General features: G+C 63.1%; 13 protein-coding genes. 6 read left to right on the top strand and 7 right to left on the bottom strand.

The annotated features are described in order from the left end of the window. The first annotated feature begins 9 nt into the window (after nt 1-9). From Q0330_RS13235 to Q0330_RS13220, 4 genes are all read left to right on the top strand, one after another. Nucleotides 10-909 carry a LysR family transcriptional regulator gene (locus Q0330_RS13235; protein WP_299480084.1) on the top strand — a complete coding sequence of 300 codons (900 nt, stop codon included), beginning with the start codon at nt 10-12 and terminating at the stop codon, nt 907-909. An 85-nt stretch (nt 910-994) separates the two neighbouring features. Next, on the top strand, nt 995-2,956 hold the full coding sequence (locus Q0330_RS13230; RefSeq protein WP_299480081.1) for a heme lyase CcmF/NrfE family subunit: 1,962 nt from the start codon (nt 995-997) through the stop codon (nt 2,954-2,956). Continuing rightward, nucleotides 2,953-3,408 (top strand): cytochrome c-type biogenesis protein, encoded by a 456-nt coding sequence (locus tag Q0330_RS13225; protein ID WP_299480078.1) that lies wholly within the window; start codon nt 2,953-2,955, stop codon nt 3,406-3,408. The genes Q0330_RS13230 and Q0330_RS13225 overlap by 4 nt, the downstream gene beginning before the upstream one ends. 108 nt (nt 3,409-3,516) lie before the next feature. Continuing rightward, nucleotides 3,517-4,287, top strand: coding sequence for an enoyl-CoA hydratase-related protein (locus Q0330_RS13220; protein WP_299480075.1), 771 nt, complete (start codon nt 3,517-3,519; stop codon nt 4,285-4,287). Between the two features lie 9 nt (nt 4,288-4,296). Here Q0330_RS13220 and Q0330_RS13215 read toward each other — a convergent pair whose 3' ends face one another. The 4 genes from Q0330_RS13215 to Q0330_RS13200 all read right to left on the bottom strand — a co-directional run bounded on the left by Q0330_RS13215 (nt 4,297) and on the right by Q0330_RS13200 (nt 6,936). Next, the gene (locus Q0330_RS13215) at nt 4,297-4,908 is read right to left on the bottom strand and encodes a nicotinate-nucleotide adenylyltransferase (protein ID WP_299480072.1); all 612 of its coding nucleotides are present in this window, start codon (nt 4,906-4,908) and stop codon (nt 4,297-4,299) included. 135 nt (nt 4,909-5,043) lie between these two features. Continuing rightward, a complete protein-coding gene (locus tag Q0330_RS13210; RefSeq protein ID WP_299480069.1) occupies nt 5,044-6,051 on the bottom strand; it encodes a GGDEF domain-containing protein in 1,008 nt (335 codons plus the stop codon). Beyond that, nucleotides 6,051-6,620, bottom strand: a complete 570-nt coding sequence (locus Q0330_RS13205; protein WP_299480066.1) for a heme NO-binding domain-containing protein — start codon at nt 6,618-6,620, stop codon at nt 6,051-6,053. The genes Q0330_RS13210 and Q0330_RS13205 overlap by 1 nt, the downstream gene beginning before the upstream one ends. A 46-nt stretch (nt 6,621-6,666) precedes the next feature. After that, a complete protein-coding gene (locus Q0330_RS13200) occupies nt 6,667-6,936 on the bottom strand; it encodes a DUF3572 family protein (RefSeq protein ID WP_299480063.1) in 270 nt (89 codons plus the stop codon). 76 nt (nt 6,937-7,012) lie between these two features. Between Q0330_RS13200 and Q0330_RS13195 the strand changes: the two genes are divergently transcribed. Further along, nucleotides 7,013-8,347 carry a diguanylate cyclase gene (locus tag Q0330_RS13195; protein WP_299480060.1) on the top strand — a complete coding sequence of 445 codons (1,335 nt, stop codon included), beginning with the start codon at nt 7,013-7,015 and terminating at the stop codon, nt 8,345-8,347. 353 nt (nt 8,348-8,700) lie between these two features. Here the strand turns inward: Q0330_RS13195 and Q0330_RS13190 are convergent, their stop codons facing one another. Both Q0330_RS13190 and Q0330_RS13185 read right to left on the bottom strand, forming a co-directional pair. After that, entirely contained in the window at nt 8,701-9,336 is a 636-nt protein-coding gene (locus Q0330_RS13190) for a recombinase family protein (protein ID WP_299480057.1), read from the bottom strand. Between the two features lie 455 nt (nt 9,337-9,791). After that, on the bottom strand, nt 9,792-10,154 hold the full coding sequence (locus Q0330_RS13185; RefSeq protein WP_299480055.1) for a hypothetical protein: 363 nt from the start codon (nt 10,152-10,154) through the stop codon (nt 9,792-9,794). On the opposite strand from Q0330_RS13185, the gene Q0330_RS19240 reads away from it, so the two are divergent. Further along, the gene (locus tag Q0330_RS19240) at nt 10,077-10,340 is read left to right on the top strand and encodes a BRO family protein (protein WP_366518336.1); all 264 of its coding nucleotides are present in this window, start codon (nt 10,077-10,079) and stop codon (nt 10,338-10,340) included. The genes Q0330_RS13185 and Q0330_RS19240 overlap by 78 nt on opposite strands. Here the strand turns inward: Q0330_RS19240 and Q0330_RS13180 are convergent. Continuing rightward, nucleotides 10,292-10,822, bottom strand: a complete 531-nt coding sequence (locus tag Q0330_RS13180; protein ID WP_299480052.1) for a ribonuclease H — start codon at nt 10,820-10,822, stop codon at nt 10,292-10,294. The two genes, Q0330_RS19240 and Q0330_RS13180, sit on opposite strands and share 49 nt — an antisense overlap. Between the last annotated feature and the right edge of the window lie 981 nt (nt 10,823-11,803).

Here is an 11,803-nt window from a genome sequence, read left to right as displayed (position 1 = left end):
AGTCATAACATGGATTGGGACAAGCTGCGCATCTTTCATGCGGTGGCGGATGCGGGTAGCCTGACCCACGCCGGTGATTCGCTGCGCCTGTCGCAATCCGCCGTCAGCCGGCAGATCCGCGGGCTGGAGGAACAGCTTGGCGTCACCCTGTTCCACCGTCACGCCCGCGGGTTGATCCTGACCGAACAGGGCGAGCTGCTGTTCAACGCCACCTCGGAAATGGCCAGCAAGCTGGACATGGCCGAGGCGCGCATCCGTGACAGCGAAGAACATGTCATGGGCGAATTGAAGGTGACGGCGGCGACCGGTTTCGGCACGCTCTGGCTGGTGCCGCGTCTGAATAAACTCTACGCGATGTATCCCGATCTCAAGATCAACCTGATCCTAGAGGAACGCGTGCTCGATCTGCCCATGCGAGAGGCCGATGTGGCCATCCGCATGAAGGAACCCAGCCAGTCCGACCTGATCCGGCGCCGTCTTCTGAACATCCGTATGCGGCTTTACGCGACCCGCAGCTATCTGGCCGAGGCCGGGCGTCCGACCTCGATGCCCGATCTGGCGCGGCACCGGCTGATCTGTCAGGATCCGGCCGTGCCGCAGGTCTCGGCGGGCAAGCTGCTGGTGCAGCAATTGCTGGAACAAAGCCCGCGATCCCTGCTGATGGTGAACAATTACTTCGGCGTGTTGCAGGCGGTGCTGAACGATGTCGGCATCGGTGTGCTGCCCGATTATCTGACCGCCGATTTCTCTGAACTCGTGCGCGTCTTCGACGATGTCGAATCCGCCGAAGTGCCGGTCTTCCTGGCCTTCCCCGAGGAATTGCGCGGCTCTCGTCGGGTCATCGCCTTCCGCGATTTCGTCGTTGACGAGATTCAGGCCTATCGCAAGGCGCAAAGCTCGGCCGACTAGGCGGCTGCGGCGCGGCGTCGCGGCGCTGCGGCTGGCTTCACGCGGCACGAGGGGGTATGATCCGCCCGCGCAACGGGAGCCCCTCATGATCGCCGAGCTTGGACATTTCGCCCTCATCCTCGCCTTCGCGGTGTCGCTGTTTCAGGCCAGCGTGCCGCTGATCGGTGCCGCAAAGGGCTGGCCCGCCTGGATGGATGCGGCGCGGCCCGCCGCCATCGCCCAGTTCGGGCTGGTCGGGATTGCCTTCGCGGCGCTGACCGTGGCCTTTGTCACCTCGGATTTCTCGGTCGTGCTGGTCTATGAGAATTCGCACAGCGCCAAGCCGATGCTCTACAAGTTTTCGGGCGTCTGGGGGAACCACGAGGGCTCGATGCTGCTCTGGGTGATGATCCTGTCGCTGTTCGGCGCCGCGGCGGCGAGTTTTGGCGAGCATCTGCCGCCCAGCCTGCGCGCCCGGGTGCTGGGGGTGCAGGCCTCGATCGGGGCGGCCTTCTATGCCTTCATCATCTTCACCTCGAACCCGTTCATGCGTTTCGACATCGCGCCCTTCGACGGTCGCGATCTCAACCCGCTGTTGCAGGATCCGGGCCTCGCCTTCCATCCGCCCTTCCTCTATCTCGGCTATGTCGGCCTCAGCATGGCGTTTTCCTTCGCTGTCGCCGCGCTGCTGGAAGGCCGCGTCGATGCCGCCTGGGCACGCTGGGTCCGGCCATGGACGCTGGCGGCCTGGATGTTCCTGACCGTCGGCATCGCGCTCGGGTCGTGGTGGGCCTATTACGAGCTGGGCTGGGGCGGGTTCTGGTTCTGGGACCCGGTCGAAAACGCCAGCTTCATGCCCTGGTTGCTGGCGGCGGCGCTGCTGCATTCGGCCATCGTCGTCGAGAAGCGCGAGGTGCTGAAAAGCTGGACGATCCTTCTGGCGATCATGGCCTTCGGCTTTTCGCTGATCGGCACCTTCATCGTGCGCTCGGGCGTCATCACCTCGGTTCACAGCTTCGCCTCGGACCCGCAGCGCGGGGTTTTCATCCTGGCGATCCTTGCGAGTTTCGTCGGCGGTGCGCTGACCCTTTTTGCGGCGCGGGCAGGGACGATGCAGGCCAAGGGCGTCTTCGCGCCGATCTCGCGCGAGGGGGCACTGGTGCTGAACAATATCCTTCTCGCCGTCGCGGCTTTCGTCGTCTTCATCGGCACGGTCTGGCCGCTGATCGCCGAGATGTTCTTCGACCGCAAGCTGTCGGTCGGGGCGCCCTTCTTCGAGAAGGCCTTCACCCCTTTCATGATCGTGCTGGCACTGGTCCTGCCGGTGGGCGCGATCATCCCGTGGAAACGCGGCAATATCCGTCGCGCGCTGATGCCCCTGCGCGGTGCTGCAGCCCTCGCCCTTGCGGTCATGGTGCTGGTCTTCGCGATCTCGACCGGACATAGCGGATTGGCCGTGATCGGCGCGGGCCTGGGTTCCTGGCTGGTTTTCGGGGCGCTTGCCGAGTTGAAATTCCGCACCGGCTCGGCCGGGTTTTCGCGCCTGCGCCGGCTGCCGCGCGCCGATTGGGGCAAGGCCTGCGCCCATGCCGGGCTTGGCGTGACCTTCATCGGCATCAGTCTGCTGATGGCCTGGCAGGTCGAGGATATCCGCACCCTTCCCGTTGGCGGAACCTTCGAGATCGCCGGTTATGAAGTCACCCTGGCCGAGGTTCATGAGGAGCCCGGCCCGAACTATACCTCGACCAAGGCGACGATGCGCGTGGCGAAGGGCGGGCGCGAAATTGCCGTTCTGCACCCGGAAAAGCGCGTCTACCCGGTGCAGGCCATGCCGACGACCGAGGCCGCCATTCAAAGCGGGCTTTTCCGCGACATCTATCTGGTGATCGGCGACGAACAGCAGGGCGGTGGCTGGGCGGTGCGCAGCTATATCAAACCCTTCGCCATCTGGATCTGGTTCGGCTGCGGGTTGATGGCGCTTGGCGGGCTGATCAGCCTGTCGGATCGCCGCTATCGGGTGGCTGCGGGCGCAAGGCGCAAGCAGCCGCTGGGGGTGCCGGCGGAATGAAGCGGCTGTTCCTGATCCTGATGCTGCTGGCCACGCCCGCCATGGCCGTGCAGCCCGACGAGGTGCTGGGCGATCCCGCGCTTGAGACGCGCGCCCGCGACATCTCGAAACTGCTGCGCTGCCCGGTCTGCCAGGGCGAGACCATCGACGAATCCAATGCCGCGATCAGCCGCGATCTTCGGCTTTACGTCCGCGAAAGGCTGGTTGCCGGTGACAGCGACGATCAGGTCGTCGATGCCGTGACCGACCGTTTCGGCGAATTCGTGCTGTTCGAGCCGCGGGCGACCGGCGGCAATCTCATCCTCTATCTGGCCGGCCCGCTGATGGCGCTGATCGCGCTTCTGCTCGGCTGGCGGTTCCTGCTCAGCCGCCGCGTTTCGCCCGAGGCCGAAGCCGCGCCGCCCTTGTCGGAGGCCGAACGGGCGCGTCTCGACGAGATCATGCGCGAGTAACGCGACACCGTGCGCGCGTGACGCGAGATCGTGCGCGTGTGACGCGACGGCGGGGCTTTTCGTGCCCTCCGGCCCGGGCCATGCTGGCCCGAACCAGGAGGAACGCCGATGACCTATGAGACCATTACCTTCACCGCGAAGAACGGTATCGCCACGCTGATGCTGAACCGGCCCGACGTGATGAACGCGCTGAACACGCAGATGCGCGCCGAGATCACTCGGGCGCTTGCCAGCATCGGCGAGGATGTGCGCTGTGTGGTGATGACCGGGGCAGGGGCGGCGTTCTGCTCGGGTCAGGACCTGAGCGATGCGGCTGCGGCGGCCGATATCGAGGGCACCTTGCGCCGCGAATACGAACCCATGTTGCAGGCGGTGATCGAATGCCGCGCGCCGGTCATCGCCGCCGTGAATGGCGTGGCGGCGGGGGCGGGGGCGAACCTCGCCCTGGCGGCGGATGTGGTGATCGCCGTCGACAGCGCCTATTTCACCCAGGCCTTCACCCGGATCGGCCTGATCCCCGATGCCGGCGGCACCTGGATCCTGCCGCGTCTGGTCGGCAATGCGCGGGCGCTCGGGATGATGCTGTTCGCCGATAAGATCGCCGCCCAGCAGGCTGCCGATTGGGGCATGATCTGGCAGGCGGTGCCGGCGGATGAGTTTGTCGAGACGGTGGGGGCACGGGCGATGCAGCTGGCCTCGGGTCCGACCGGCGCCTATCTTTCGGTTCGCGCGGCGGTGCGCGCCTCGGGCGCCAATGATTTCGCGACCCAGCTTGAGCTTGAGGCGCAGTTGCAGGGCAAGGCCGGGCGCAGCGCCGATTTCCGCGAGGGCGTGACCGCGTTTCTGGAAAAGCGCGCGCCCCGTTTTACCGGTCGCTGAGGCGGTTTTTCAGCCCTTTGGGGCAGCGGTCTCTCGCGCCGCGCGGATCGCGCTCGATGAAGCGCTCGACATCGGCATGTTCACCATGACCCAGGCCGGCGGCCGGGCCGACCCGAGCTGGCTTGCGCGCCGTTCCGGCAACCGGGCCGAGGCCATGACCCGCGCCGCCTTCGACAGGCGCGCGGCCAGCCGCGTGCCGGGCCGGCTGAGCACGCCGATGGGAACCCGCGCCGCAATCTCGCGCCAGCGCTCCCAACGGCTGAACTGCACGAGGTTGTCCGAGCCCATCAGCCAGGTGAAATGCAGGTTCGGATAGTGCTTCTGCAGGGCGGCGATGGTGTCGACGGTCTTTTGCGTGCCCAACTCTGCCTCGATCCCCGTCACCTCGACCCGGGGATCGTCCATGAGCTTTTGCGCATGGGCTATGCGTTCGGCCAGCGGCGCGGGCTGATGCGCCTTCAGCGGGTTGCCGGGCGTCACCAGCCACCAGACCCGGTCCAGCCCGAAGCGCTTCAGCGCCTCCTCGGTCAGCAGGACATGGCCTTCATGGGCGGGGTCGAACGACCCGCCCAGCAATCCGACACGCTGGCCGGCCGTGGCGAAAGGAAATCCCTGCTTCATCCTGCCGCTCTAGGTCGCGGCGCCCGCACACGCAAGGCGGATTGCAGGCCGGCCCTGACATCGGTGGGCTTCTGCGGCCCGGCGCCTGTTCCTGACACCATCCAACCGCGCGCCCTTGCTGACCTGCCCCTTCCCCTATCGTTTGGCGACATGGCTGCCGTGAAGGCGAATACATCCCCTGCCACTTCGCTTCGCGGAATAGAGGGCGCTGTCTCCGTCAGCCAGCATCGTCTCGGCGCTGACTGTCTCATAATGTTGCGACATGGTGGCGCCGATGCTGGCCGAGACATGGCAGATATTCGCATCGACCGGGATCGGCTCTTGCGTTGCGGCAATCAGGCGGTGGCCCAGTTGCAGCAGCGTGCTTTCCGAAGCCATGCCGGGCAGGAGAACCATGAATTCATCGCCGCCGACCCGGGCCACGGCATCTTCGGTTCGGGTTTCGCGACGCAGGACCTCGGCAATCTGGCGCAAGACCGCATCGCCTGTGGGGTGGCCAAAGCGGTCGTTGACATCCTTGAACCAGTCGAGATCCAGTTGCAGCAGCGCGAATTCCTGGCGCCGTGCCGCCGGGGCTGCGCGTGCTTCCAGTGCCCGCCCGAGCGCGAGGTCGAAGCCGCGGCGGTTCAGCAATCCCGTCAGCGGATCGGTGAAGGCCTGCATCTCAGCCACCTGCCGCGCCTCCTCCAGGCTGAAGCTGTGCCTGGCCAGTTCCGACCGGATCGCCTGGTTCGAGCTGTGAAGATAGAGCATCTCGATGGCGAGGTCGTTGGCGGCAAAATCGGCATCGGTCAGGTCATAGGTCGTGATTGCCTCGATCACGCCGATCCCGAAGCCCAGATTGATGAAGATCTCCCCCTTGGTCAGTTGCGATGCTTCGCCGCGCAGCGGTGGCAACGGGCTTTCCTTCAGCCCAAGAAACACCCGCTCACCATGATCTGCGGCTTGCTTCAGCGTGGCCATGAAGTTTGCATCGGCAGGGGTGCGCCGCAATTCGAAAACGTCATGAATGTTCCGGGCCCGTCCGATCAGCTTTCTGAGGGTCGGGCCGCAGGAGCGGATTTCACCATCCGGCCCGGCGAGAAGATGCATCGGCATCAACATCGTGACCCGTTCGAAAGCCATGGACAGGTTGGTTTGCATCACGACACCCAGAGCTTCTGAATGAGCGAGAAGCTGCTGCCCTCGGCAAATGCATCATCGGCGATGCTTACCTGAAGACAGCCCTCATGGGTTTCGACAATGGCGAGAACACCGTATTCGTCAGCCATCCCGCGCAGAAAACCCGCCATGACCGGATACCAATCGGCCTCGTCAGCGGCGATCCGTAACAGATATTGCCGGGGTGCGGTCACCTGTGTGGCGATCCGCGGCAACTCAAGCCCTGGAAGCACCACGCGGCCCCGGTCGTGAAGATCATCGAGCGACAGCACGAAATCCTCAAAGGACGAGCCGCTGAAGCGCATGATATGACGCACGCTGTCCAGCCGTGGAATCCAGCCGCCGATATCTTCGAGCAGTTCGTCGCGGCTGATCCGCAATTCTGTGCTGGTGGCGTCGAGAAGTCGCGTTGCCACCTCGTCGGGGTAGATGCGCATCAGCATCGTGCCGCGCCGGTCGATCCCGGCCGCCGACGATACCTTGGCCCAGACCTCATCGCCGTGCCGGGTGCGCAGGAAAAGCTCGATTCCCCGGATGATGAAGCCGTGCATGCTGCCTCCGTTTCGCCTGATCTAGCAGGAGGAGATTAAGATTGCGTCAATCGCGCCGGGCGAGATAACGGGCCGCCAAGCCGATCTCGGCGGCACCGACCCCGAGAGCCTCGGCGCAGATAATCACCCGATCATCGCTTTCCGTCACGAAGTCCATGATGAATTCATGAACATTTTCATCATTCACAATGTCTCGCAACTGCGCCGGCGTCATGCCGCTGCGCCCCATCAGGCTGTTCAGCAATTCCGGGTCCCCAAGGATGTGCAGAAGCAATCGGTCGGCGAGATCGCGGGCTTGTGAGGCTGAGCCTGTCATTCGGCAATGTCCGGAAAGTCTTTTTTAACGAGTTTGTGTGAATTTGCCCTCGGACTATCAGCGAGGCAAGGCAAACATGCTCGGACGACTGCTTGTTATCGATGGCGATATCGCCTCGCGCCTTGCGCTCAAGGCGCGGCTGGGGGCTGCGAATCATCAGGTGCAGACGGTCGGCGACGTGGAGGAGGCGATGCTGACAGGTTGGGACGCCAGTGCGGTCATGATCCGAAATCCCGACCAGACGGCTCTGCTGCGCGATCTGATGGTGCTCAAGCGCAGGTTGCCGGTTCCGGTGATTGCGATCTGCGATGCCGCCCAGCGCGCGGCGACGTTTCGCGCCGGTGCGGAATATGTGCTCGATGAGGCTTGTCAGGATTCCGTGCTGCGTGCCCGGCTGCGAAGTTGGATGGCGCGACCGACCGAGGCGGAAGGCGGGTTTTCAGAGGCCGCGTCGGATTTTGTGCCGCCGGATCAGTTCGCGCTTCTGACCGATGATGCGGTGCTCTCCTCGGAATGGCGTTGTGCGGTCGAGGCCGCGATGGGGCAACGCTTGCAGGTTCTTTCCCATCAATCCCTGCAAACGCAGATGCCGCCGAAATTGGCGGCGTTATTGGTCGATGGCGGGCTGAATGGAACAGGTCTGCAATATCTCGCAGACCTGCGTGCGCGGCTGCTTGCCGATGGGCGGGGTACCGCGCTTGCGCTGTTGCAGCGCCGAGAGCTTGCCGATGAGGAGACCCGGGCCCTGGAGATCGGTGCGACAGAGGTGCTTTCGGCCGGTCTATCTGCCTCGCGGCATAAGGCGGAACTGGCCGCTCGTCTGGGCCTGTTGCTGCGCTGTGGCATGGAAGGCGAGCGGCGGCATTCGGATGTGCGGCTGGCGCGGCGACTCGCGATGGTGGACCCGCTGACCGGGCTGGCCAACCGACGCCGGATCAATGCCGAGATGGCCGCGACCGCCGCCTCTGGCACCAGCTTCGGGGTGCTGATGATCGACATAGATTGCTTCAAGGCCGTCAACGATACGCATGGCCATGCAGCGGGCGACGCCGTGCTGAGCGCGATCGCCGCATCGCTCTCGGACGAAATCGGTGCCGCTGGCCAGGTGGCGCGATATGGGGGAGAGGAGTTTCTGGTGCTGTTGAACTCCGTCAACGAGACTGAAGCGGTCTCGCTGGCAGAGCGTGTCCGACATCGGATTTCGTCCCGGCAAGTTCGTGCGAAGGGCCTGGCTGGCTGTGTGGATCTCCAAGTTTCGGTGTCAGTTGGCGTCGCGGTCTCGGAGCAGGATGGCGCGGGCGAACCTCCTGAGGTCGACGAATTGCTGCGTCAGGCCGATGCAGCTTTGATTGCGGCCAAGCTGGCCGGCAGGAACCTGGTCATGCTGGGGCGTCAAAAACATGCAGCCTGAACAATGCTGGAAAAGCTTGGTACCTGCCTTTGCGCAGCGCTGATGCACAGGTGGCATTATGGCGACGATTGTCCTTTCCTCGGACATATTCAGGGGGTGCGCCCAGTCACTGCGGCACGCCTCATCGCAGTAAAACCTTCCCGAAGCAGAACACCGAAGTTCCCCAGGAACTGGAAGGATTCAGATAAATATCAATTCGCTAGGAGTAACTGGTGGAGCCAAGGGGAGGTGCCGGTTGGATCATGATTTTCTTCGTGATTTCAATATGAAACGGGCCCAAATAGTTGTCAATGATGCGGAGAAATGTAACGGTTTCGACCATCGCTCTGACCGGGCCGAAGCTGATGATCGGCCTATTCCCACCTCGCCAGCACCGCCTCTGCCCCAGCCATATCGCTGCGCAACCGCTGCACGGTCGGGCGGGTCAGTCCCGTGGCCCTGGCAATGGCCGATGCCCCCGCGCCTTGCGCCAGAAGGTCACGCATCTGGTCCAGTTGTTCGCGTGTATAGCTGGGCTTGCGACCCCGATACTTGGCAGGCGTCATCGCCTTGTGCATGGCAATTCCGGCCCTCTGGGCTTCTCTGGTCGCCTCGGCCTGTGCCTGAGCCGTGGCCGCCATGAAGCCGATCAGTGCATCTCTCACGGCCTGCTGCATGGGGTCTTTCGTGGCCCCGTCGAAGGTCAGCCCGTTGATGACCGTCCGAATGATGACGCCCTGCCGCATGAACTCGCGGATCGTGTCGGTCACATCCTGATAGTTGCGCCCGAGACGATCCACCCAACGCACGACAAGCACGTCACCGGCCCGCAGCTTGTCGAACAGTCGCTTGCCCTCGGGCCGTTCCCGCAGCGCCGTGTTGAGGCCTGACGTGGCCTCATCAGCGATGACCTCATCAATGACGAAGCCCGCCGCTTCGGCCTGGGTCTTCTGATGGGTCGTTGTCTGATCAGAGGTGGAAACACGGGCGTAAAGGACGGTTCTTGTCATGGGGGCATCCTGCCATCTAGGGTTGTGCCAGTATGGATATCTGCCAACAAGGCAAAGTCAACCCATTTGGGCACCCATCCGGGCATCTTTTCATCTGCCAGCTTGGGCATACCCTGTGGGCAGGTAGGGCGGATGAAAATGCGGATGGATATGGCGATGGCCAGCACCGGCTGCCTGCCGCCTTGCCTGCGACCGGACGGGGCAGCGGGGGAAGCGCCCACAGCCAGCTACCTGATTTGGGCTTTCAGGATTTTACGGGAAAACACGCGGGGGTCGTGGTGACCATTAGCAACACCCAACGCCATCCGCGTGTTTGACCGAGGCGGGCAGCCGTGGTTCGTCGTCAAGGATGTCTACCGCGCCATTGCCCTGCCTCTCGGCTCGCAGGACTACCACATGAAGCAGCTTGCTGAAGACGAGATGGGTTACGAGAAATTCGCAACCGTTCAGGGCCTTCAGAAGATGCGGATCATCTCCGAAAGCGGCCTCGACAAGTGGGCCATGCGGTCGGCCAGCCGTGGTTTGTTGCGGCTGATGTCTGTGCTGTCATCGGTATTGAGAATGTGTCTCACGCTACGACTAAACTCGCTAATAACGAGGTTAATCGCCTCCACTCCGGCGGGCGTAGTTGTTCCGAGGGCAGCACCTTCACCTTCATCCGCCCCTCGGGCAACACCAACGCCATCCGCGTGATCGACCAAGACGGCAACCCGTGGTTCGTTGCGGCTGATGTCTGCAAGATCCTCGGGATTGTGAACCCAACCCATGCCGTGTCTAGACTTGATCAGAGCGAGGTTGAACGTGTCCGACTGGTTCAAGGACGCGGCAGCGCCAACCTAATCATCTCCGAGTCAGGCCTCTACAAGCTGGCCATGCGCTCGGACAAACCCGAAGCCCGCGCCTTCCAGGACTGGGTGACCCGCGATGTCCTGCCCGCGATCCGCAAGGACGGGGCCTACATCCGGCCCACATTCTTCCGCTCCGCCAGCCTTGCGCCACGATAGGCCAGCCGGTCGGCCCGCTCGTTCAGCGCCGTGCCGTCATGACCCCGGACCCATTTCCACGTCACGTTGCGCCCCGATGCCTCGGTTTCCAGCGCCACCCACAAGTCGCAGTTCTCCACCTTCCGGCCATTGCCCTTGCGCCAGCCCTTGGCCTTCCACCCCGCCAGCCATTGGTTCATGCCACGGGGGATCAGGTCGCAGTCGCAGAACACGGTGACCGGTTCAGCGGTCTTCGATCCCAGCGCCCGAAGCCCCATCAGGGCGGCTGTCATTTCCATGCGGATATTCGTGGTCACGGATGAGGATGCGCCCCAGATCTCGCGGATCTTGAGGGTTGTGCCGGTGGCGTCCCGCCTGATCAGGACACCCCCATAGCCACCGGGGCCAGGATTGCCGATGGACGACCCATCCGTGTAGATTTCGATGCAGGTCTGGCTGTCATGCGACGGCTGGTCACTGCGGCTGTTGGCGATGTGGTTCATGATGATCCTGTTTCGGGATTGGAACGGCCAAGAGCCTGCCTGTCGCGGGACAGCAGGGGGTGAATGACCGTGGTGAAAGGATTGAGGGGAAGACCGTGATGGCCAGCCCGATCCGGGCAGACGTGATGCCGCCCAGATGGGGCATTCAGGTTGCTTTGAGGGGAACGTTAAGAAGAACCTATAAGTCTGATGATCAGGTAGATTATCATTGTGTTGTTCATAGAGATGATCAGTCTGATGTTCAGTATGTTGATCAGTCTGATGTTCAATTCTGCTATTCCTTTAGGGCCTGATAATTCCGATCCACATCAACCCATTGTTATGTCGTCATTTTCCAGATCGCCATGAACGGGGCTGTCGAACCCCGAATATCGGGGCCATGACCATGATGGTCTTCCCCGGCAGGCCCGCTGCCCGGCTGTCAGGCCATCTACGAACGGCACCCTCGCAGAGCCGCGCAGCGAGTCACTGAGGGCCGCTGCCATCGTCGGGCCACCCAACTAGCCGCCAGCCCGAGAAGCGATTCCAGCACCCCTCCCAGCGCCTCTACGGCGGTCCTGTTGCTTGCCTGATCAGGAATGAGACAGGGACCGACTGAACGGTCCCCCGATTGCTTGCCCCTACCATATGTGCGGAGGGCGGATTATGCCGTCACGGCGCTGCGGGCATGGCCGGGCAGATCAAGACGACTCGATGAGTGTTGGCAGGGGGTGCCAGTTCACGACGCATTCAAGGGCATTAGATGCCGGCAAGAGCGGAGGAAACTCAATCCGCCGAACCGGCGCGAAATCTCGCAAGGATCGGCGGCAACCGGATGTTCGCTGCTAGTGCGATATGGCTTCTTCTTCCAAGTCCGGAAAGTCACCCTCGTGTCGGACTCCCTTGCTGGTAAACGACGTTGGCAAGCACTATATCGTAAGCAGATCCTAGTGTGCTGAGTCTGACGTTTGCTACCGGCTTCCACGGATTTCATCGAGGGCT

The sequence above is a fragment of the uncultured Paracoccus sp. genome (assembly GCF_937873615.1).
GTDB lineage: Bacteria > Pseudomonadota > Alphaproteobacteria > Rhodobacterales > Rhodobacteraceae > Paracoccus.
Note: the sequence above shows the minus strand (reverse complement) of the source record. Positions and strands in the feature narration are given on the sequence as shown.